This window comes from Corynebacterium hiratae, from assembly GCF_009708045.1.
Classification (GTDB): Bacteria; Actinomycetota; Actinomycetes; order Mycobacteriales; family Mycobacteriaceae; genus Corynebacterium; species Corynebacterium hiratae.
In genome coordinates this window covers 32,235-55,074 of the sequence record NZ_VIOG01000004.1, presented here as the reverse complement: position 1 = coordinate 55,074, position 22,840 = coordinate 32,235, and the positions used below count along the sequence as shown (strand labels likewise).

Below are 22,840 nucleotides of genomic sequence, written 5' to 3'. Positions count from 1 at the left end.
AAAAACCGCCACTAGCCAGCAAAAATAGTAGGAGTGGAACAAACGGAACAAAAAATCTACCTAGAAACATTTCATGGGGAATAGGGGGTGTTATGTATAGAACTACGTACATACCCCCTAAATACAAGACCTATATAGAAACGTCGTTCCGTTTGTTCCACCCACCACCGCCAGGCAGGAAAACAATGCTCGAAAAAGAAGTCGAAAAAGCGCTAGTACACGCGGTCCGCAAACACGGCGGAATCGCCCCCAAACTCACCAGCCCAGCAAACGCCGGCATGCCCGACCGACTCATAATCCTCCCACCCGGCAAGGTCTGCTTCGTCGAACTCAAAGCCCCCGGCAAGAAACCCCGCCCCCTCCAAGTAAGGCAGATGGCACGACTCACCCAACTTGGCTGCATGGTCCGCGTCATCGACCACCCCAACCAAATCCAAGAACTCCTCCATGAAATTCAGCAGCAGCCTACTTTCAAACAACATTTGAAAGAGCCAGGACAGCGCCCATGAAATACATCCCCCACGACTACCAACGCCACACCACCCAATTCATCATCGACCACCCAGAGTCAGCGATATTTCTAGGAATGGGAATGGGCAAAACAATCTCCACCCTCACCGCCATCAACGACCTCATCCGCAACCGCTTCGAAACCCAGCGCGTACTCGTCATCGCACCCATCCGCGTCGCCCGCGACACCTGGCCCACAGAACTAAACAAGTGGGACCACCTCGCCGGCCTCACCGTCAGCCCCATCATCGGAACCGCAAAACAGCGCGAAACCGCCACCAACAGGCAAGCCGACATCTACACCATCGGGCGAGAGAACATCCCCTGGCTCGTCAAGCACCACGGCAACCGCTGGCCCTACGACATGGTCATCATCGACGAACTCTCATCCTTCAAGAACCCACAAGCCAAACGCTTCAAAGCCTTGAAGAAAGTCCGCCCAAAGATACACCGCATCGTCGGTCTCACGGGCACGCCCGCGCCGAACAGCCTGCTGGATATCTGGGCGCCGTTCCGACTCATCGACAACGGCCAACGCCTCGGCAAGTACATCACCCACTACCGCGACCAATACTTCACCCCTGGCCGGCGCAACGGCACCATCGTCTACAACTGGAACCTGAGGCCCGGCGCGGACCAAGCAATCTACGACAACATCGGCGACATCACCGTCAGCATGCGCACCACCGACTACCTCCAACTCCCAGAGGCCACCCACCAACACATCACCGTCCAACTCCCCACCAAGGCGCGGAAGCACATCGACACCCTCAAGCGTGACCTCGTCCTGGACCTCGACGACGACACCATCGACGCAGCCAACGCCGCCACCCTCAGCTTGAAGCTGCAGCAACTCGCCGGCGGCGCCATCTATAACGAGGCCGGTGATGACTACATCACCATCCACGACGAGAAGATCCAGGCGCTCACCGAACTCGTCGACCAAGCAGCCGGCAACACCCTGCTGGTCTGCTACTGGTTCAAACACGAACGCGACCGCATCCTCAACACCATCCCCGAAGCGCGCGTACTCGACACGCAGCAGGACTTCGAAGACTGGAACGCCGGCAAGATTCCGGTCGCCCTCATCCACCCCGCCAGCGCAGGCCACGGCCTCAACCTCCAAGCCGGTGGCCACATCATGGTGTGGTACACCACCCCCTGGTCACTGGAGCTCTACGAGCAAGCCAACGCCCGCCTACACCGGCAAGGCCAAACAGAGCCCGTCAGCATCATCCACATCGACACCGCCGATTCGATTGACCAAACCGTCCACCAGGCGCTTACCCGCAAAGACACCACACAGCAAGCACTCATCACCGCAGTCAAAGCCCAACTCGAGGAGGCAGCATGAAACAAACAGATGAATTCCAACTTCGAGACACCGCCCGCGAACTCGCAGAGCTCTATGTGGAGATGCACCGACTCAAAGACACCACACCATCCCCACCAGAGGTTAAGACCAGGAACAGTATCAAAGGCGCGGGGCCGAAGCCACCAGGCAACTGGCTGTGGATGCACCGCTACGTGACGATGGAGCAGAACCTCCGCGAGCTATGCCTCAATGCTTTCGGCAACGACGGCATCGGCATCCGCATCACCGAATTCGACTTCACCGCCCCACGCCTGTGCGGGCTCATCGCCTGGCATGCCCAACCATTGTCCGAGCTGGACTGGGCGGCCGACCTGCTGCAGGAGCTCGACGACCAGGCGCGGATGATTAACCGGTGGGTCAACCCGGCTGACCAGGCTGCCGCGCTGTTGCGAAGCGCGAGGGTGAAGCGGCATCTTGTAGAGAAATACGGTGCAAACCTTGACATGGGTCGGGATTAGAATGATAGGCTTGCGCTGACGTAAGAACCCCGGCAAGCGCTGGGGTTTTCGTCGTTTTACGCCCCTGGCACTTCCTGTGTTTCCTAATGGTGATTTGTGAGTCAACCCGCCAGGGGCTTCTAGTCTTACCGCCTGCCTCACTTCCGTCCGCACAAGGGTGCCGCTATCCACCCTGAGGCGAGGCCACTGGTTCGCGACCAGAGTAAGACACCAATCGGAGGAGGTGGCTGTGGCGCTCATCGTTGTCACTGGACCCCCGGCAGCTGGCAAGACCACCTATGTGGCCGAGCACGCACAGCCAGGTGACATCCGCATCGACCTCGACCACATCGCCAACACCCTCGCAGGCAAGAGCGTCGACAACCATGAGCACGCGCCGCACATCTTCGCTGTCGCCAAGGCAGCACGGCAAGCCGCCATTGATGCCGCCATCAAGCAAGACTGCGATGTGTGGCTCATCCACACGAAGCCCACGCCTAAGCAGCTCGACGACTACCGCGACCTGGGGGCGACCATCCGTGTTGTCGACCCAGGCAAAGATGTGGTGATGAAACGCTGTAAGGAACAGCGGCCGCGCGGCTCACTTTTCGCCGCCGCCAAATGGTACGACCAGCACCAGGCCCCCGGCCTCACCGTACACTCCTATGCCATCGGCAAGACCAGACCAAGCGCAGGACTACACCTCGATGCACGAAGCCTGCCGAACCCGCACGCTGAACCTGGTTTGCGGATACTCAACGGGACCAATACCCGCGTAAAAGACTGGCTGAGTTCACAGCCTGAGGTGCAAGCCTTCATCGCCGATGCCATCCACCGCATCGACGCCACCAACCCGACGCATGTATGGGTGGGCTGCAGCGCAGGAAAGCACCGAAGCGTTTACATCGCCGAGCAGATTGCCGACCACTACAACGCCACAGTCGAGCACCATGAGCTCACCGCAGGCAGTGGCGGAAAACCAAAATCCACCCATGAGCGCGGCTACGGGGCACGCCACCAACGCCAGCGCGCCTACCTCATGCGCAAGCACAAGGACGGCACACCATGTAGCTGGTGCGGCCAGCCTATGTTCAAGAACCCGAAGCTCAACTTCGATGGTGCGCCGCTGGAAGCTGAGCACTCCGAGCCGCAGAAGTACGCGCAGGACAAGCAGGCCAATCTGGCCGATAGGCTGCTGCACCGTCGGTGTAACCGTTCGAAAGGGGCGCGCACGACGAAGCCAGAGCCGCCCAGCGAGCCCGTAGACGTGTCGGGAGGCTTCGAGTGGGGCAACGTGTCGGTTGAGAGCTGAGAGGCTGTCAGCGGCGCTGCTGGAGGCTGCTGCAGCGCTGGAATCTTGAGCGGGTTGCCCCGCTGACTCCCCCTCCTGGCCGCGAGTCAGCCGTCTCTCTCCCTTGCGGAAGTTTGTTCTAAAAGCTGGAAAAGAGTTGCCCGTTTCTACCCCAAAAACCTGCGTTGAGCTGGTATAATGTGGTTTATAAGGCGCCCGCGATAGCGGGAACTATCCGGGCGCATGACCAACCACTGAACCGGAGTGATTGATATGACCAACCTTAATGCATTCCAGCGCGAACTGGAGAAACTCGCCGCCACGCACGGCGTGGAGCTGACGAAAGCGCAGGCGAAGCACCTAGCAGCGGAGGCTGCGGGCTTCTCGGAGCTGAAACCGGCTGATGCGCGTCCTGCGCGCCGCGCGCAAGCCCGGTTCTCTCGGGCTGGTGCCGCGCGGCAAACCATCGCCGGCTTCGACCACGACATGGACATCCTCGCCCTGACCTACGGCCAGTTCTCCCTGATTGATTTGGTGCAGGCCACCCTGGAAATCACGGGCCCGGCCGATGTGACGATTGCGACGTGGTCGGCCGGGTTCTACGACCTGGAGGCCGCGGAGAACTTCCGCGACTGCGGAATGATCCGCTCCATTCGCTTCGTGATGGATTCCGGCCGCGCGAAGCGCGGGCAGGCAGGTGTGCATGAAGTAGGCGAGATTTTCGGCCCCGACTCCTACATCCAGATTCGCACGCACGCGAAATTCGTTCTCATTCGGAATGAGGAGTGGGATGTGTGCATCACCAGCTCGATGAACCTGAATAAGAACATTCGGTGCGAGCAGTTCGAGATGACGGACGATGCAGAGCGCTGCGAAATGTTCGAGGATTTCGTGCGGGCCGCGTTTGATGAGGCTCCGCCGTCCCGAAGCTTCGGCCGTGTGATGCCTGGTTTGCGGACTGTGGATCCGTCGCGGTCGGTGGTGGCGCTGCCGGGTGTGGAGCGCAACACCGCACCGATTTCGATGGGGTCCATCATGATGGACGCCGGCTAGCCTTGGGCCTGGGCCTCACCCTCTACGCAGGGGGTGGGGCATTTCTTATGCCCGAATCAAGACCAGAGGGGGAGGTGAGTTTAGGGTGTCTCGACTGTCTGCCGAGTATGACCGCCTGTGCAGCGGGCGCGAGTTGTCAGAGTTTGACCAGTCGGTGGTGGAAACCGTGGCCGGGCTAACGCTGCGGCTGAAGGATGCGCGCGAGGCGATTGAACGTGAGGGCACCATCATCGACGACGGTAAAGGATTCCCCGTGGAGCACCCGGCGCTGCTGATTGAGAAGCGCGCGTCGGCGGAACTTCGCGGGTGGGTGAAAGACCGGCCCGACCTGTTCGGTGGGGAAGCGAACGAGGATAGCGTGGCGGATGACGCGCCGGGCTTTACTGGGTTTCATGCTGTTTAGGGAGGTGTGCTGTGGCTCTGATTGGGTCGCAAGAACCAGTCCTGTACGCGGCTAACCCCGTGGCCCGCGCCGTCGAAGGAAGCATTGATTATTCCCTTGGGGAGCAGCGCGTGCAGTTCCTCAAAGCCGCCGGAATGACACTGTTCCCCTGGCAAAGCGGTTTCGTCCGCGAGTTCTCAGCCACCGCCACCATCGTCGACCCCGATGATGCGAGTATTCAGTGGGTGGGCCCGGCCTACACCAACGCGGTGGAGGTGGTGTCCCGCCAGAACGGTAAGGGCGAGGAGCTTATCGGCTTTGAGCTGTCGGTGGTGTATTCGTCGCTGAGTGAGAAGTCGATTCTGCACACAGCGCACTATGGACAGACGGTGCTGAAAGCACAGGACCGCACCTGGGAGGTCATTGAGAACTCGAAGCTTTTGATGGAGTGGCCGGCGTGGGTGAAAAAGTATGGGCGGCGCGGCGCGCGGCCAACAAAGGTCACCTCGAACGGTAAGGAAGCAATCCGATTCCCCAACGGCTCCATCGTGAAGTTCTCGACCAGGTCCGGCACCTCCGGGGCTGGTACATCGAATGATGTTCTGGTGCTTGATGAGTGCTTTGACCTGCCGGAGGGCACTGCGGATGCGTTGACCTATACGACGCGTGCGCGGCAGGGTGCGCAGACTATTTGGATTTCGTCGCCTTTCAATAAGCTGAATCCGCAGCATTTGCATGGGGAGATGTTCTCTGGGCAGCGGTGGGCCGCGATTGATGGGGCGCCCGGCATCCTGTTTCGTGAATGGTCGTTGCCGGAGGATGTCAGTCCATTTGAGCGGCGGGCGTGGGAGATGACTAACCCGTCGCTGAAGACCGGGCCCGGCCCGGGCAAGGAGTTCAGTGAGGTTGAGGCGGCAGCAGAGGCTGCACAATCCTCGGAAAGTAAACTCCGTTCCTTCCTGGTGGAGGATATGGGGCGCGGGAACTGGCATCCGCGCGAGACCGACGAAACTGAACTGGCGCCGGTCATTGCCGATGAAGACATGGACGAGGTGATGACCGGGGAGCATGTGGCGCTGTCGCATTCGACGGTGTCGGTGGATGTGACCCCTGACCGTGCGATGTGCTCCATCGCGCTAGCAGGCCAGGCCGGGGACAAGATCCACGGCATGGTCGGCTTCCACTCAGAGTTCAGTGTGCCGACTGTGGTGGATGCGCTGATGGATGTGCTGCGGAAGGCTAATCCGACAGCAATTGTGATTGACCCGCAATCACCGGCCGTCGTGCTCATCGAGCACTTGGAAAGCCTCGGGTTTGACGTGCAGCGCATCGGCTTCAAGGAGGCGAAAGAGTCCTGTGTGGAGTTCCTGCAGGGTATTGATGACCGCCTGTACTCCATTTCGGAGAGTGACGTGGTTCGTGAGGGTATCCAGAGTGCTGAGTTGAAGGAAACCTCCGATGGTGGGGTGAAGTGGGCGCGCCGCTCTGGTGTTATTTGCCAAGTGGTGGCGCTGTCGAACGCTATGTGGGCGGTTCGGCGCTTCGCGCCGGTGGAGGGCAAGAAGAAGGATCCGTCTGGTGTGGTGATGCGCCGGGTGAAGTCGAAGCGGAAGGAGCTGGCATTTTGATAGGAGGTGAAGGTGATGGCTAAGGGCGAGATTGGGCATGCGCACGCGCGTAGGCTGTCCGCATTGTCGGAAGACAACTGGGCTTTGCAGTGGCCGCAGTCGGTGCGTGCGTACTCGAAGATGCTGCGTGAGGATTCCCAGGCGAAGTCTGTGGAGCGTGCGGTGACCCTGCCGATTCTGCGCACCCCCTGGTATGTGGAGCCCAATGGGGCCGCGCCGGAAGTAGTGCAGATGGTGGCGGAAGACCTGAACCTTCCGGTGAAGGGTGACTCGACGGCGTCGCCTTCCCCGCAGGCGATTGGGCGTGTGTCCTGGCAGGAAACACTGCCGTGGATTCTGAAGTATCTGCGCTATGGGCATGCCTATTTTGAGAAGGTCTACTCGGATGGGTCGGATGGTCCGCAGCGTTTGGTGAAGCTGGCGCCGCGGTTGCCGGACACGATTGAGAAAATCAACATCGCGCTCGACGGTGGTGTGGATTCGATTGTGCAGCGCGCGGCCACCGACCGGGATGGGCGCACCCTCGACCGCGTCGAGCTTGAGGTAGAGCGCCTGTTGTTCTTTATCTTTGATGAGGAGCGTAAGGACGGTATCGGCACCTCGATTTTCCGGCCGGCGTACAAGCATTGGATTCTCAAAGATGAGTTCCTGCGCCTGGAGCGGCTGGTGCTGGAGCGCAACGGCATGGGTATACCCGTCTACACCTCCTATGATGCGTATGACCAGGCCGATATTGACCAAGGCCAAGAGCTGGTGGAGGCGCTGCGCAGCGGCGCGGAGGCCGGCGCTTCACTAAAGAACGGCTCCGAGCTGAAAGTCGTTGGCGTGTCCGGCCAGCTGGTATCACCGCGGGAGGCTATTACCTACCACGATTCGCAGATTGCGCGAACCGCGCTGGCCCACGTCCTCAACCTGGAGGGCAAGGGCGGTTCATACGCGCTGGCCGAGGTGCAGCTGGACGTATTCATCCAGTCTTTGCAGAGCATTGCGGACTATATCGCCACGGTGGCCAATAAGTATCTGGTGCCGGACATGGTGGAGAAGTTCACCGGTGAGCGCGTGGGCCCGTTCCCGCGTGTGACGTTCGAAACCATCGGGTCCCGTACTGGCTTCACGCCGGAGCAGATTGTGGCTTTGAAGAACGCAGGCCTGCTCATCGCAGACGACGCACTGCTGGAGCATGTGCGGCGCCGCGGCGAGTTGCCGCCGTTGACCCCGGTGCGGGAAGCACTGGAGAAGAAACTCGAGCGCAAGCACCTTGAGGAAGAACTAGGCGTGACCCTATCCGCGGGAACCGCCCCACCACCCCCACAAGAGCAGGGAGTAAACAGTGAATAAGCTTGAAATCAACAACCTCGGCGATGACCGCGCCGAGGTTTTATTGTATGGCGACATCGGAGGCTGGGGGCACACAGCTAGCAGTGTTAAAGACCAGCTGGATGGTGTGACCGCCTCGGAAATCACGCTGCGCATCCACTCCTACGGTGGCGACGCCCTGGAAGGTATCGCCATTAAGAACGTGCTGCGCTCCCATTCCGCGCGTGTCATCGGCATCGTCGACGGTGTCGCCGCATCGGCCGCGTCGCTGATTGCCGTGGCGGGCTCCGATGAGCTCATCATGGGCAAGAACAGCGAAATGATGATTCACGATGGGTGGATTTTTGCCGATGGGGATGCGGCAGACCTGCGAAAAATGGCGGATCGCCTCGACCAGGTCAGTGAAAACTACGCCAGCGCCTACGCCGAGAAAGCTGGCGGAGACCCGGCCGACTGGCGCGACCTAATGACGGCGGAAACCTGGTTCTCAGCTGAGGAAGCCGTGCAGATTGGGTTGGCTGACCGGGTTGCTAGTGCCGACTCGGCGGAAGTGGCGGCGTTGGCCGGGTCGCGGGTTTTCGCGTCGTTTAAGTATTCGGGGCGTCGGGCTTCGCCGGCGCCGAAGATGGCCCCGCTGGGGCAGAAGGAAGGAACAAGTATGGATTTCATGGCCTCTATCGCCCAGCGATTGGGCATTGAGAAAACTGATGATGAGGCAACTGTGCTGGCCGCGTTGGATGAGACGCTGGCCGAGCAGGCCGAAGTCGAGCCGACAGAGACCGCTGAGGGCACTACCAGTGAGGAAGACGAGCCGCAGGAGGGTGAGGCTGCGGCCGGCACCACCGATGGTGAGGATGGTGTGGATACTGGCGGCGATGAGCCGGCCGAGTCCACGGCCGAAACCGTCGTCGTTGATAAGGACGTGTTCGAGCAGCTGCAGCGCGAAGCAGAAATTGGGCGCCGCGCGGAAGGAGACCAGCTCCACCGCCAGGCCGAAGAACTCGTCGCTGCAGCCATCAAGGACGGCAAGGTACTTGCCGCGAAGCGTGACGCCCTTGTGTCCGCAACCGTCGCTGATTTCGACGGCATGAAGGCCCACTTTGCGCAGCTGGCGCCGGGCCTGATTCCCGTGTCCGAGAAGGGGCGCGGCGGTTCGGATGAAGCGCGCGGGGTCTTCGCGAAGGATGACCACGCGGAGAAGAACAATCTTGCCAACAGCTCCATGTTGTTTGGCGCACCCACCATCTAAAGAACGGAGAACACTGTAATGTCTACCCCTACTTTTGAGACTGGCCACCTGACCCGCGAGGCTGGTGAGCTCGTCGAGAAGTTCCACCTGGTCGACTCTGACGCGGGCAAGGTCAAGCACGCGGCCGGCACCTCTGTGCCGTTCGGCGCGGTCACCGAGTCCGCCGCCCCCGAAGAGGTCGAGAAGGCGAACGTCCTGGCCCACGGCCTACCGAAGTACGTCCGCGTCCACACCGGCCGTGTTGTGGTGCCGCTGGCCACCGATGACACCGGGTTCACCCCGGACACCAAGGTTTTCGCTGCGGCCGAGGGCAAGGTTGCGAAGACCGGCACCGTCGGCGTGGGCCTGGCTGTCGCCGCCGAGAAGGACGGTCTTGTCAAGGTATCCCTCTTCCACCCTGCTGGAATGGGCGCCGCCTAAACACACGCTTCTAGTAGAAAGCCACCTCGCCCCCTCTTCGTTGGGGGTTGGGTGGCTTTCGCCTTTTCACTTAAGAAATCTTTCCTTTGAAAGGGGAAAACCCAATGGCTGATCGTCTTACGTCCGCATACAGCGGCGACACTATTACCGTCGACTCCATCGTGAGCGACCCCACCTGGCTGCAGGGCCGCGCCTACGACAACCTCGACGGCACCGACCTGGTCAAGGCAATCTTCCGCAACGGCGGCACCAACGATGGTGTCGTCGCCTACCATGAGGCCGCAGCGCCGTTCCTCAACGATGATTCCGAGAACATCGCCGAGTTTGCGGAGATTCCGGTTGCTGACGTCAACCTTGGCAAGGTCAAGAAGCTGGTCTCTGAGAAGACCGGTATTGGTGTGCGTATCTCGCGTGAGATGCGCCGCAAGAACAAGATTGACCAGGTCAACCTGCGCATGACCGCGATGCAGAACACCATGGTCAAGAACGGTGTGGAGGGCGCGGTACGTGCTTTCCACGCGGCCGATGTGACCACCATGGCAGTCTCCGAGGACTGGGGTAAGGATGGGGCTAACCCGATGCGGGATATCCGTGCCGGTAAGCGCGAGGTCAACCTGGCCAAGGCTCCGAACCGCAAGGACGCGCTGATGGGGTACCGTGCCGACACGCTTTTGGCCAACCCGGCAACGATTGACCTGCTTCTCTTCCATGAGGCTGTGCAGAAGTTCTACAACGGTGCCGCTGCTGTAGAAAACCCGGTGTACAAGGGGATTACCCCGCAGACCATCGGCGGGCTGCGCGTCGTCGAGTCCGCTTGGCTGGCAGAGGACGAGCTCTACATCCTCCAGTCAGGGGTTGTGGGCTTCGAGTCCACCACTGACCCGCTGACGATTACCCCGCTGTACTCCGAGCATGGTGAGAACGGCTACGGTGGCTCGAACCAGTCTTGGCGCATGGATGCATTCCGTGAGCGCATCCTTGGCGTGGACAACCCGAAGGCTGTTGTTAAGCTCACCGGTTTCCAGGCGTCCTAGTCATGGCAGAAGTAAAGATTCTGGTCGACGTGTGGCACCAGCTTGTGGACGGTCGCCGCGTGCGCCGCAGCAAGGGTGACATCGTCGATATCAGTGACGAGGACCAGTGCCAATGGCTAGTGTCCGCGGGTATTGCCACACCAGACACCGGTGGTGCGGCTTCGGTGAGTGATGTGTCGGCTAAGACGCCGGCCGCGGCGACCGCCCCGACTAAGACGAAGCCCAATCATGTTGAGAAGCCGTTGAATACGCAGGCTCGGGCCGCGTGGGATAAGTACGCGCGCACGGTCGGGGTTGACCCGACGAAGTTCAAGACGAAGGCCGAGCTGCAGGCAGCACTCAACTAACCCTGTATAGAGAGGCGGTGAGAACCCATGCTGGTGCGTGTGGATGATCTGCTTTTCCCGCGAGAGCTGACCAAGTTTGAAGAAAAGCTTGCTGAGAAGCTTCTCGAGCATGCGGAGAACATGCTGCGCGCTGAATATGGGCGCTGCGGCATGGACTTCGATGCCCACGTGCAGGTTGATTGGAAGCTTTTCAATATCAAGCGTGTCATCGGTGAGATGGTCAGTGCGGCGCTTCTTGTGGGGGCGTCGCGTGGGATGCGCTCCGGTAGCTCCACCTCGGGCCCGCAATCCGATTCGGTGACCTGGGCTGACGTTGAATCCGTCAAGCTTGGTGGCATGGCCATCACCGATGAGCAGCGCGACTTACTCGGGCTGTGTCGGGGTAGTGGGCCGCGATTTAGTTTTCCCGCGCCGGGGGAGTGGCCGGAGGAGCTGCTGCACCCGCGGGAGGGGAAATACGCTGAATACAGTGAGCGGGGGCGGTGCTAATGGCATGGCGCCCAGACGAGTTCGGTGAGCCCATCACAATAAGGGTGGGTTGGTTGGCCGTGACCACCGTGGCCGGCCACAGTACGGGGACGACACCATTGTCGAGCGCTGTATTGTGAGCCCGGCCGGTGACCAGGTCGTCCGCGGTGATGGTTTCGTGCACGGTGATATCAGTCGCCTGCAGGTGCTCGCCCCTGCTGGTACTCGCGTCCAGGACGGCGACGTGGTCGTGATTCGTGGCGTGGAGTACAGGGTGGACCAGCTGCAGTCCTTCGATTACAGCGTTGGCCGGCGCCCGGTGGTGCCCTGGCACCAACCTAAGGTGATTTTCATCGTGGAGCGGGGGGAGGTGAGCGACGTTGTCTCTTAATTACAACGAGTTGTTTAAGCAGATGGCGGCTACCCCGCAGGTGCAGGCGGCGACGAAAAAGAAGGCGGAAAAGCTACGGCGCATGCTGGAAATCCGCTGGCCGGAGGTTCATGAGCTGTCCAAGAGTGGCCAACGATTCCTTGATGATGGCGGAGACGAAATCATCAGGGTTACTGAGGCGACTGAGGGCACGAACCGACCGGTGCAGATTGTGACCGTTAGGCATCCGCGCGCGGTTGAGCACCAGGCCAACACCGGCTTCGTGACGAAGGCGGTGAAGGATGTCTCCTGAGTTCGGTGTAACCCCCGACCCCGTTGCCATCGTGCATAAGCACGTCCTGAAGTTGTTTCCTGAGGCTGACCAGGACATGGTGCACCTGCATTTTTGCCGGATGGCTATAACTGCCATAACGACGGTGTAGGGGTCGTGGTCTCTAGTGATGTGGCGCAGGTGGATGAGTCGGCGCACTCGCGAGACCTCGTCAAAATCAGTGTGTATGGGCCTGACCATGACCAGGTACGCCGCCTCGGCAGGAACCTGTACACCGCCCTAACCCAAGGAATGACGGGGGTTGGGCTGGGTGTTTCCCGGTCTGCCTCCACGTTTTTTGGGTCGGGGCCTTCATTTAAGCCCACGGGGTTTGTGTCGACGATGAGTTTGTCGGTCGGTATCGCCAAACTCTTCTACCAGCCGTCGACGTAAACCCACCAACTAACCAACTTTTCCTTTTTAGCCACCCCGCGGGGTGGCTTTTTCTATGTCCTTTTGAAAGGGGATAAACAATGTCCAAGCTTCGTAGCGTTGGCCTTGACCTGCGCGTCCTTGAGGACCGTGAGGTACTGGTCAACTTCTCTGACAATCCGATCATTGATAAGAAGACCGGCGCTTTCGTCGGCGAGTGGGAATCCCTCGGCCTGGAGCCGACCGATTCCCAGCATGCCCACACCCGCGAGGTCTCGTCCAACACCACTAACTTGACCGGTGGCCAGTCGTCCACTTCTTACACTGCTGGTGCTATCACCGGCGCGGTGGACGGTATTGCTGGCTCCCCGGTGATGCGCTACATCGAAAACCCGGGTGCTGTGGTGCAAGAGGGCACTACCTACGGCAAGCACTCCGACGAGGTCGCAAAGGGATACGTCGCCTTCGTGCATAAGTTCACCTCCGGTCTGGTGCGTATCTGGGTGTCTCGCGAGAAGGCTGACCTGGTCATTAATGAGCGTGTGACCGCGAAGGACCCGCAGGCCCGCCCGGTACAGATCACTTTCAACAACGGTGACGATGAGCGCTACTACGAGGAGCGTTTCTACATCGTCGGAAAGGACGGCTCCGTGACCCGCGTCGAGGAGAAGATCTTCAAGGACATCTCGGATGTGGAGGCCCAGATTAAGGCCGGTACCGCGTTCCACCCGCAGGCCTCCGCTAATGGCCTGACCGCGATGGTCGTCAAGCCCGATGAGTCCGGTGATGTGACCCTGCATGAGTACGAGGACCCGAAGTCCGGCGAGACCGCGGAGAACTCCAATGATGGTGTTCGTACCTCCGGCGGTGTTCCTGGTGCTTCCGACCAGTAGTCGCTAATCACGGGCTGTGTGTTTTTCTTGGCGGTTCCGCACACAGCCCACCCAGGCTTAACCAAAGTCTAGGAACCGCCACACCTTTCACTTTCCAATTCCATAAGGAGGAACCGCCATGGCAACCGCCAACAACAAAACCACCACCCGCAAGACCACCACGAAGGCCGAGGACGTAGAAGTCCTCGACGCCGACAACACCCCGGAGAAGCCCACCATCGTGGACGGCATCTACACCGAAGAAGCCACCCTCACCAACGGCGTATCCCTCAAGATTGAGGTCATCGTCGACAAAGACCAGCTGCCCGCCTCCATGTCCTCGCTGATGTTCGAGGGCAACCTGGAGGGCATGATTCTCGCGCAGGTCACCCCGCTGACCCGCAAGCTACTCGACCTGACCGGCGCGACACGCAAGGACCTGCATGAGGTGATTGCTCCGGTTGTGCAGCGTGGTACTGAGCTGGCTGGTGAGTAATGTCTGCCCGGCTGATTCTCGAGGATGAGCCGGGCACCTGGGTCGAATTCATCCACGCCGGAGCACGCTACCGTGCACGCCGCGACCCCATGGACCTCGGGCACGAATTCGTGAGCCAACTACCGGAAAACCCGCGTCTCATCTGGCGGCTGTTTGATGAGTCTTCGCAGATTCGGGCCATGACCGCCGCCTACGCGCAGGGTGGCCTGTATGAGCAGATGGATGCTTACTTTGAGGCGACTGGCCTGTCAGTGTATAAGGTGGCTTTGGCTGCGCTCGCGGTAGAGAATATCGACCTGCTTGAGGTTGATTTGCTGCGCATCGGTCTTGATGTGCGGGACTGGCTCGACCCCGAAGGGGGCCTGTCGACGCGGCGTGTGGTGGCGCTCTATCAGGATTTGTTGGAGCGGCCGGAGACACTGGTGGGGGCCAAGCGCTGGGATATCAAACCAGCGGATAAAGCTGCCCTGGCGGTGGCTATGTTTCATGCGAGCTTTAGTGAGTCGGGGGATGAGCATAGCTTCCTCAAGTCGCCGAAGAAGCTGGCCCAGGAGCTGGAGGATGCGCGTATCGCCGCGGAGAAGCGCGAGCGCATGAGCCACGACCGTAAGACGGTACTCACGGATGGTTCTGGTGGGTCGTTTGAGTCGTCGACGGATGAGTCGTTGCGCATGTTGGAAGAGATTGCCGCCGCCCAATAAACGGGTGGTGGCTTTTAGTTTTGAGGAGGCTTAAATGTCTGCCGGTTTCGTCGCCGTCCCCGTGGTCCCAACGTTCAAAGGGATGAGCAAGGAGTTTTCGCAGCGCCTAGAGAAGCCAGCTCAGGAGTCGGGTAAGCGCGCCGGCGAAGCCATCAGCAAGGGCCTCGGCAGCGCAGTCGACAACCTTGAGCGCCAGGTCAAAGCCTCCTCCACGAAGCTCAACGAGCTCGACCGCGCCTACGAGACCTCCGTGGGTAAGCGGGCCGCGCAGCAGGAGAAGCTGGAGGCCGTCACCCTGCGCCTGCAGGATGCCGAAGAGAAGTACCAGAAGGCCCTGGAAAAGGGCGGCAAGGGCACTGCTGAGCTGGCGAAGGTCAAGGAAGCTAAAGCCCGCGTCATCGGTGAGACCGAGAAACTCGAGCAGGCCGAAATTGATGTCCGCGTCGCGGAGGAGAAGCACAAGAACCAGCTCGAAGACCTGCAGAGTACCCTGTCGCGCTACGACCAGGCGCAGGACCAGCTGGCAGACCAGCTAGGGGTAACCCGCAGCGAGCTGTCCAAGATGGGAGGCGAGTTCTCCAAGCTGGACACTGCTATGGATGATTCATCCAATAAGGCTGAAGGGTGGGGGTCACGATTTGCCGGCATCCTGAAGCCCCTGGGCAAGCTCGGCGGCCTGGCGGTCGGTCTTGCTGGTATTAACAGCATGGCCGGCACTTTGCAGGCGGGTTTTGACAAGGTGACCTCGATTGAGGACACCACCGCGTCGCTGGGTATTTTGATGGGCTCAGCTGAGGAAGCCACCAAGGTCATGGGGCAGCTGCAGGAATCCAACCAGGGCACCCCGTACTCCTTTGATGCGTGGGCTGACGCAGGTAAAAACCTCATCGCTTTCGGTGTGGATGCCGGCAAGGTGTCCGACATTGTTACTGGTCTTGGTGAAGCAGCGTCCGCATCCGGTAAGGGCGAGGACGCGCTGAACTCCATGGCGTCGGCGTTTGGTAAGGCTGCAGCCTCGGGCAAGATTTCGATGGACACCATCAACTCCCTGGCTGAGGGTGGTGTGCAGGGCCTGGCCATCATGGCCAACGAATACGGTGTGACGACTGAGGAGATGCAGAAAATGATCTCCAAGGGCGCCGTTGAGGCGTCTGAGGGTATCGACATCCTCACGAAGGGCATCCTGGAGGGCTCATCCGGTATCGCCGGTGAGGTGGCCTCCATGTCCGGCGTGATGGGGGAGATGGCGGAAACCACCTCGGGCCGACTGACCAACATGAAGGCGGCTTTCAACAACGCCGCTAAGGCTGTGTTCGCGGAGATTAACCCGCTCATTGGTGACGCGGCCAAGCAGATGACCGACTGGACGTATGCCGGCATTGACCTTTTCAAGACCTACATGGTGCCCGCCATCCATGATGGTGTTGATGCCGCCAAGAACGTCATGGAGCAAATCAAGCCCGCGCTTGAGGCCACTCGGGATGTGCTGAAAACCGTTGTGGAGTGGCTTAAGTCCTCTGCGGAGTGGCTGTTGAAGAACAAGGACTGGGTCAGCTCCCTCGCGGTGTCTGTCGGTGTCCTGGTCGGCTCCTACAAGCTGTGGGTGCAGTACCAGAAGATTATGGCCGCTGGCGGTTTCGTCAAGTGGCTTGTGGCCGGTGTGAAGGCAACGAAGTTGTGGACAGCGGTCACTAAGGGTGCTGCTGCGGCGCAAACTGTGCTTAACGCGGTGATGAGCGCAAACCCGATCGGCTTAGTGGTTGTGGCCATTGCTGCGCTTGTCGCCGGACTGACGTGGTTCTTCACGAAGACCGAGACCGGCCGGGAGCTGTGGCAAAAGTTCACCGAAGCGCTCGGCGCTGGCTGGGACTGGTTCGTGGGGAAATTCCAGGCAGGCGTGGACTGGGTCAAGGAGAAGTGGGCGGTCTTCACCGACGCCTTGGCGACGGGCTGGGAGAACTACATCAAGCCTGTCTTTGATGCCATTTTGCAGGTGGCGAAGGTCACTATTGGTGTGATTGGCACGCTGATTCTTGCACCGCTGCTGGTGGGCTGGAATGTACTGTCTGCCGGTATTAAGGCTGGGTGGGAGACCATTATTAAGCCTGTGTGGGAGGCCTTGGTGGGCTTCGCACAAAACACCTTGTGGCCCATTGTTCAGGGTGTTTTCGGGTTCATTAAGAGTGCTTGGCAGGTTATGGCTGACGCCATGGGCGCGGTGTGGGGATGGCTGCGCGATAACATCTTCGCCCCATTCATGGACAGCCTGTCCAACCTCGCCGCGTGGTTTAAGGCCCGCGTGGACGACATGGTCGCCGTGTGGAATTGGTTCCAGGGGCTGCTGCAGGCCGGCTGGCAGTTCATCGACAGCTGGGTGTTCGCCCCGCTGCGTGCCGGGCTGCAGTTCGTCGCTGATTGGTTCCGCGCCCGTGTGGACGACATGCTGGCTATCTGGCAGGGCTTTCAAAACGTGTTGAAGGCCGGTTGGGAGTTCGTCAACCAGTATGTGTTCCAGCCGTTTAAGGGCGTGCTGGAGACCATGCAGGGTTGGTTCCGCACCACGGTCGATAACATCGGCAAAATTTGGGACGGAATCAAGGAAAAGACTAAAGCCCCGGTGCAATTCGTTGTCGATGTGGTCTACAACAACGGCATTCGCAAGGCGTGGAACGCGGTCGCGGGCCTCGTCGGCCTGGACAAGCTGAAGGAGATCAAGTTCGCCACCGGTGGTATCCTGCCTGGCTACACCCCGGGGCGTGACCCGTACACCTTCATCGAGCCGCGCACTGGTATGCGTATTGGCCTGTCCGGTGGTGAGGGTATCTTGCGTCCGGAGGCGACCCGCGCCCTCGGTAAGGACTGGCTAGATAACGTGAACGCCGCCGCTCGTCAGGGAGGCGTGGAGGGCGTGCGAAACCGCCTAAAGCGCTCCCACTTTGCCAACGGCGGTGTCATCGACTTGGGCAACTTCGCTAAGGGCGGTTTCACCAACCTGGCTGGTGCTCTGTCTGCGATTCAACAGTCGCACGCGAAATTCGTGTCCCGCTTCTTCCCGGGCATGTTTACGCTGACCTCGGCGTCGCGTAGCGAGCCCGGCTCGATGCACGACTTCTCGCGCCAGGCCGCTACTGACTGGCAGGCCGCTGACGGTCAGTACGCGACTCAGATGCCGACCCCGGCGTCGAAGGCGCTGGCTCGGGCTATTCACAAGAATTTCCCGAACACGACGCAGCTGATTCACCACCCGCTGGACGGTTGGCAGAACCTGCTGAACGGCGCGCCTTTTGATTACGGGCCGGGTACTAACTCTCAGCACGGTAACCACGTGCACTGGGGTACTAACTCGCCGCTGCGCTTCGATGGTGATGACATCGTCCTGGACGAGGTGCCTAGCGGCACCTCGTATAACCCTGTTTCGATGGTCAAAGCCCTGTGGGATGCGGCTATCGGAAAGATTGGTGATTTCCCCGGCGCCGATAAATTCGGTGAGTGGGGCAAGCTTCCTGCCGCTTATCTGAAGACGATGGCGGAGTCTGCCTGGAACTTCATTAAGGAAAAGGCGGGGTCTCTGGCGTCCGCCTTCACTGGTGGGGGTGGTGCCCGCAACGTTCAGGAGTGGGCTCCTGCCGCTACGGAAGCGCTCCGTCGTGCTGGCTACGATGATTCGGTGCTTCCGGCCATGCTGGAGCAGATTGCTATTGAGTCCAATGGTGACCCGAGTGCGGTCAACAACTGGGACGATAACGCCATGAAGGGCACCCCGTCGGGTGGTCTGCTGCAGGTCATCGAACCGACCTATCGGGGTATGCGCAACATGTACCCGGAGGCATTCGAGGGCCTGCCGGATAACCATTTGGACCCGGTCACTAACATGACCGCGGCTCTTTTGTGGACGAAGACCCGGTATGGTGGCCCGTCTAATGTGTGGCCAACCCGTGGTGGCTACGCCATGGGTGGCATCGTCGACCTGATGAAGCTGTACGACCAGGGCGGCTGGTTGGAGCACGGTAAGGCTGCCATGAACCTGTCTGGCAAGCCTGAGCCGGTGCTCAACCACGACCAGTGGAAACTGATTGCCCAGATGATCCGCTCTGGTGCGTCTATGGGTGATGTTGCTCGCGAGCTCGGGCGCCTCGTGCCCGCCCTGAAGCAGCAGACTGAGACTTTCGCCAAGTTTGCTGACAATGCGCAGGCGTGGCTGGCGAAGGCCGGGGACTACAACTCCTTTGAGGGTATTAATGCTCGTCAGGGTGTGCGTCGTGTCCTCGACCTGGGCCTCGACCTTCCCGGCTCGGAGCAGATTCGTGTCATCCTCGACGGTGAGAAGGAGCTGTGGGATTCCCGCGCTCGTGCCGTCGGGCATACGGAGGCGCTGGCCGAAAAGGAACAGGCCCTGGCTGATGCGAAGAAGAAGCTGCGCGAGCTCGAAACCGGTGAGGTCGAGCTCTCCGTCAAGGACAAGCGCAAGCTTGCTGACGCGGAAAAGGCCCTGGCTGAAGCGCAGGCCGAGGCCGGTAAGTCCACCAGCAGCTCCGCCTCGGCGGCACGCCGGGTAGCTGATGCGGAGAAGGCTTTGGCGAAGGCCCGCGAGAGCGGGGATGCCGACAAGATTGCCAAGGCTGAGGAGAAGCTAGCCCGCGCCCGCGAGGATTCCACCACCTCGGCTGGCAAGGCGAACGACAAGGTCGCCAAGGCCGAAGAGAAACTGTCCCGCGTCCGCGAGGATTTGGGAATCAAGCAGGAGGAGGATGAGGCCAAGCGCGTTGAGGACATTGAGAAGGCGAACGAGGCCGTAATCAAGGCCGAGGGCGAGTTGGCGACGGCTCGCCGTAAGCAGGCCGAAGACCTCGACAACGTTGTCCTCATCTCGCAGCAGCAGATAGAGGGTCTCATTCCGCAGGCTGAGGCCCTGGCCTCCAAGCTCGTCGGGATGGGCGCACCAGCAAGCGCGGTTAATACTGGTCTTGGGATGGTGGTTGGCAAGCTGGCCAGCATCGCCGGCCTGGCAGGCCCGACGGGTATCACCCTGGGCATGGCCATGGACATGCTGAAGGTCGGCATCAACATCATCAAGTCCATCGTCGGCGCGATTGTGGATCTGATCCATCGGATTCAGGATGCGCGTATCACCGCGCTGAAAACCCTGGCCGAGGGGCTGCAGGTCGTCGCTGACTATGCTGCACTCAACCTTGAGCTGCAGGCCAACGTTGCTGCCCTGCAGCAGCAGCTGGTGCGCGGCCTGAACGAACAGCGCGTCGCCGCTTTCAACCTGAAGGTCGCTAACCGTGACCGGATGGTGGCTGAGGCTGAGGGCATGCTGGCGATTGCTCAGGCCCGCATGAAGCTCGACGGTGAGATTGAGAAGGGCGCGAAAATCGCCCAACTCAAAATGATGGGCCTCCATGAGGACTGGGACTCTTACAATGCGTTCCAGGCGCAGGTGGGGCGTGGTGTGCTGGCCCAGTGGTCGGATGCCGCACTGTCCGCCCTGTTCACTTATGAGAAGGCGCGTGCTGAGGCTTTCCAGAAGGAACTCAGCGCGAAGCTGACCCAGCTGGAGGCCGAGTACGAGCTCGCGGAACGCGTACGCCAGAATGCCCGCACTCAGGCTGATTTGATTACCGCGCAGGAGCGTGTGATTAAGATGGCCGCCCGCATCTCCGGCATGGATTTGGAGGGTGCTACTGGTCAGGCGCAGGTCGCGAAAATCATGGCCGAGATGGCCGAAAACAAAAAGAACCTCGACAACAATGTTTTCGGCCGTTGGGGCTACAAGCTGGGCGCACAGGGCTCGCACGCTAATGAGTACCGTGGCCAGCTGGCCCGCCAGGAATCACTGCAGGCCGCACTGGATGCGGTGATGCGTGAAACCGGTGTCAGTGTGGGCAAGGGTCAGATTGACCGCACGCTGGATTTGATGTCCAAGGCCGCGTTCCGCGGCGGGGACGCAATGTCGGTGCTGCGTTCGCAGATGCCGGATTTGGTGGCTGCGGAAACCGCTCTTCGTACGCAGGAGGCCATGAAGCCGATTTGGGATATTCGCGACAAGAAGCGCGATATTGACCGCACGGCTGAAGACTTCCGCGCCGAAGTGGATCATTTTGAGAAGACGCAGCCGTTGAAGGAGCAGATTAAGGGCCTGGATTATGCAATCCGTGGCCTGGAGGCTTCGTCGGCGGCGTTTGCTGAGGGTAATGAGAAGGTGCGTGGCGAGTATTTGGCTTTGGCGCGTGCTAATCAGGCCTCTGCTGAGTCTTTGGGTGTGCGGTGGAAGATGGACCCGAGGTATGCGTCTGCGCATGACCAGGTGCGTCGTGAGACGACTGTGGTGATGCGCGGCGATGAGGTGTACACCGCTGACCAGGTTGACCGGATGCTGTCGGAGGTGCGGTCGTCGACGGGTGCCGGTGTGAAGACCCGTATTTCGTCGACACTGTTGGCTAGTGCTCGTAGGAAGGAGCTTCGCTAATGGAGGTCACTTTGGTGACGGGTACTGGTGAGGAGTATCTGCTGACCGGTTCGGAGCGTACATCTAAGGTGTTGGCCCCGGAGGGTGCGCTGGTAACGCTGACTGGTGAGGCTGAGAGGTCTGACCTTACGGTGCCTGCGCGCTCTGGGGTCGTGCCCGGCAAGCGCCGGTTCAAGCCGGTGGACACCACAATCGAGTTTCTTCTTGTGGCTGAGTCGCACGAGGAGATGGAGCGGCTGTATTGGTCGTTTCGTCGAGCATGGTTGAAGACTGTGGCGGCGAAGGACGCGGCCCCGTGTGTGTTTCGGATTGATGGTGCGCGGGGCACATTCTTTGTGGATGCGGTGCTGGGTGGTGTGCTGCCGGGCGTTGATGTGGAACCTGGGCGTCGTTTGTCGATGCGGCTGGAGGTTCCGGTTTTTAATGCTCGGGGGCTGGCGCGGTCGGCGGCGTTTGTGCAATCCGGTACTGTCACAGTGACGAATACTGGGGATGGGGTTATATACCCCAAAATCCGAAGAAATGGCACTTACGGCTACATCGTCAGCCCCTCCGGGGCACGCTTCCATGCGGGCACCAAAATGCCCGATGTAATCGACACCGATCCGATGGTGCTGCGTGAGGATGGGATTCCCCCGGAGGGTGTGGAGCCGGGGGACACCGCCACCTGGGAACTGCCGGGGTCTCGGATAGAGCTTGAGTGGTGCCAGCTCGTAGCCGACCCCTGGGGATAGGAGGACAAAATGGCCGACATTGATTGGGAATCCTGGCGCAAGCACGTCGACTACGTCGTCGACAAACGCGACGTGTGGTACGGCATCGGAGACGGTGACGGTAACCCGCTCTTCACCCTGCCGGAGCCGATTAATAAGGACACCCCCGACCAGTGGATGGAGTCCACCGACCTCGAGGTCACATTCTCAGCCCGAGGCACGGACGGTGAGATTAACCGCCTGACAGACCTTTTGGTGATGTCAGCACTGCGGGATTTCGACCCGTCCGGCAAACTCCCCACCGCACAAGGCGACTACATGCTACTGGTCGCTTTCCCTGGTGAGGATGGGGTGGTGCGGCGCGGTGGGATGATTACGCATGTTGAGGCGCATGATTCTGATAACGATGGTGTTCCTGCGGAAATCACTGTGCATGCTCTGAACATTATGGATGTGTGGAATACGATTCCTGCGGCGTCGTGGCCTGCCGCGTGGTGGGCAGCAGCACCGTATCCGAATGAGGGTGACGAGTCGGGTCTCATGTACAAGACACCGCGTCTCATGGCGAGGATTGAGCTCGCGACCCGCACCACATTCACCTGGAAACACGGCCCCGCGGGCTTCGTCATCCGCCGCCTGGCGCAAGAATCACTCGATGCGACGATGATGACCCAGGCCGACCCTGGTGGTAGGCGCTGGATTGACGACCCCTACCACATCGTCGAAGTCCCCCGCACCGACCTATCCCCAACGATTGACCTTGAGGCCAAGGACGGTTTTCTGTGGGAGACGGTGGCTGGCCAGGCTGAAAACGCCGGCTTGATTTTGGGTGCGTATTTGTGGTGGCCGGGGGATAAACCGGTGCGCTCATGGAGCCTCGCGAACTCGCGCATGTCCCCGGCGCAGGTGGATATTAGCCCCTCGCAGGGCACATCCCAGCGGCGCGAGATTCTACAAACATTCTCCCACGCGATGATTGTGATGACCGTCAAGGAGGTCCAGTAA

21 protein-coding genes are annotated in these 22,840 nt (G+C 60.3%); all 21 read left to right on the top strand.

Annotation, left to right across the window (positions count from 1 at the left end):
- Positions 1-185: 185 nt before the first annotated feature.
- The 21 genes from FME68_RS04385 (at position 186) to FME68_RS04285 (ending at position 22,840) form a co-directional block, all read left to right on the top strand.
- Positions 186-509 carry a PDDEXK family nuclease gene (locus FME68_RS04385; protein WP_158396288.1) on the top strand — a complete coding sequence of 108 codons (324 nt, stop codon included), beginning with the start codon at positions 186-188 and terminating at the stop codon, positions 507-509.
- Entirely contained in the window at positions 506-1,864 is a 1,359-nt protein-coding gene (locus FME68_RS04380) for a DEAD/DEAH box helicase (protein ID WP_158396286.1), read from the top strand. The genes FME68_RS04385 and FME68_RS04380 overlap by 4 nt, the downstream gene beginning before the upstream one ends.
- Entirely contained in the window at positions 1,861-2,343 is a 483-nt protein-coding gene (locus FME68_RS04375; RefSeq protein ID WP_158396284.1) for a hypothetical protein, read from the top strand. The genes FME68_RS04380 and FME68_RS04375 overlap by 4 nt, the downstream gene beginning before the upstream one ends.
- A 229-nt stretch (positions 2,344-2,572) precedes the next feature.
- Positions 2,573-3,634, top strand: coding sequence for a RapZ C-terminal domain-containing protein (locus FME68_RS04370; protein ID WP_158396282.1), 1,062 nt, complete (start codon positions 2,573-2,575; stop codon positions 3,632-3,634).
- Positions 3,635-3,886: 252 nt separating this feature from the next.
- Positions 3,887-4,666, top strand: a complete 780-nt coding sequence (locus FME68_RS04365) for a hypothetical protein (protein WP_158396280.1) — start codon at positions 3,887-3,889, stop codon at positions 4,664-4,666.
- A gap of 85 nt (positions 4,667-4,751) precedes the next feature.
- Positions 4,752-5,069, top strand: coding sequence for a P27 family phage terminase small subunit (locus tag FME68_RS04360; protein WP_328287708.1), 318 nt, complete (start codon positions 4,752-4,754; stop codon positions 5,067-5,069).
- An 11-nt stretch (positions 5,070-5,080) separates the two neighbouring features.
- A complete protein-coding gene (locus tag FME68_RS04355) occupies positions 5,081-6,676 on the top strand; it encodes a hypothetical protein (RefSeq protein ID WP_158396277.1) in 1,596 nt (531 codons plus the stop codon).
- A 15-nt stretch (positions 6,677-6,691) separates the two neighbouring features.
- On the top strand, positions 6,692-8,014 hold the full coding sequence (locus tag FME68_RS04350; protein ID WP_195914086.1) for a phage portal protein family protein: 1,323 nt from the start codon (positions 6,692-6,694) through the stop codon (positions 8,012-8,014).
- The gene (locus FME68_RS04345; protein WP_158396275.1) at positions 8,007-9,242 is read left to right on the top strand and encodes a head maturation protease, ClpP-related; all 1,236 of its coding nucleotides are present in this window, start codon (positions 8,007-8,009) and stop codon (positions 9,240-9,242) included. Before FME68_RS04350 ends, FME68_RS04345 begins: the two co-directional genes overlap by 8 nt.
- An 18-nt stretch (positions 9,243-9,260) precedes the next feature.
- On the top strand, positions 9,261-9,662 hold the full coding sequence (locus FME68_RS04340; protein WP_158396273.1) for a gp53 minor capsid family protein: 402 nt from the start codon (positions 9,261-9,263) through the stop codon (positions 9,660-9,662).
- A 104-nt stretch (positions 9,663-9,766) separates the two neighbouring features.
- On the top strand, positions 9,767-10,696 hold the full coding sequence (locus FME68_RS04335) for a phage major capsid protein (RefSeq protein WP_158396271.1): 930 nt from the start codon (positions 9,767-9,769) through the stop codon (positions 10,694-10,696).
- Positions 10,697-10,698: 2 nt separating this feature from the next.
- Positions 10,699-11,043 (top strand): hypothetical protein, encoded by a 345-nt coding sequence (locus FME68_RS04330; RefSeq protein ID WP_158396269.1) that lies wholly within the window; start codon positions 10,699-10,701, stop codon positions 11,041-11,043.
- 27 nt (positions 11,044-11,070) lie between these two features.
- On the top strand, positions 11,071-11,532 hold the full coding sequence (locus tag FME68_RS04325; protein WP_158396266.1) for a Gp19/Gp15/Gp42 family protein: 462 nt from the start codon (positions 11,071-11,073) through the stop codon (positions 11,530-11,532).
- A 49-nt stretch (positions 11,533-11,581) separates the two neighbouring features.
- Positions 11,582-11,902 carry a hypothetical protein gene (locus FME68_RS04320; protein ID WP_158396264.1) on the top strand — a complete coding sequence of 107 codons (321 nt, stop codon included), beginning with the start codon at positions 11,582-11,584 and terminating at the stop codon, positions 11,900-11,902.
- Positions 11,892-12,194 (top strand): hypothetical protein, encoded by a 303-nt coding sequence (locus FME68_RS04315; RefSeq protein ID WP_158396262.1) that lies wholly within the window; start codon positions 11,892-11,894, stop codon positions 12,192-12,194. Before FME68_RS04320 ends, FME68_RS04315 begins: the two co-directional genes overlap by 11 nt.
- Before the next feature lie 491 nt (positions 12,195-12,685).
- Entirely contained in the window at positions 12,686-13,477 is a 792-nt protein-coding gene (locus tag FME68_RS04310) for a hypothetical protein (protein ID WP_158396260.1), read from the top strand.
- A 118-nt stretch (positions 13,478-13,595) separates the two neighbouring features.
- Entirely contained in the window at positions 13,596-13,952 is a 357-nt protein-coding gene (locus FME68_RS04305; protein WP_158396258.1) for a hypothetical protein, read from the top strand.
- Entirely contained in the window at positions 13,952-14,653 is a 702-nt protein-coding gene (locus FME68_RS04300) for a hypothetical protein (protein ID WP_158396256.1), read from the top strand. Before FME68_RS04305 ends, FME68_RS04300 begins: the two co-directional genes overlap by 1 nt.
- 34 nt (positions 14,654-14,687) lie before the next feature.
- On the top strand, positions 14,688-21,122 hold the full coding sequence (locus FME68_RS04295; RefSeq protein ID WP_158396254.1) for a tape measure protein: 6,435 nt from the start codon (positions 14,688-14,690) through the stop codon (positions 21,120-21,122).
- On the top strand, positions 21,122-21,856 hold the full coding sequence (locus tag FME68_RS04290) for a hypothetical protein (protein ID WP_158396253.1): 735 nt from the start codon (positions 21,122-21,124) through the stop codon (positions 21,854-21,856). Before FME68_RS04295 ends, FME68_RS04290 begins: the two co-directional genes overlap by 1 nt.
- 9 nt (positions 21,857-21,865) lie before the next feature.
- The gene (locus FME68_RS04285; protein ID WP_158396251.1) at positions 21,866-22,840 is read left to right on the top strand and encodes a hypothetical protein; all 975 of its coding nucleotides are present in this window, start codon (positions 21,866-21,868) and stop codon (positions 22,838-22,840) included.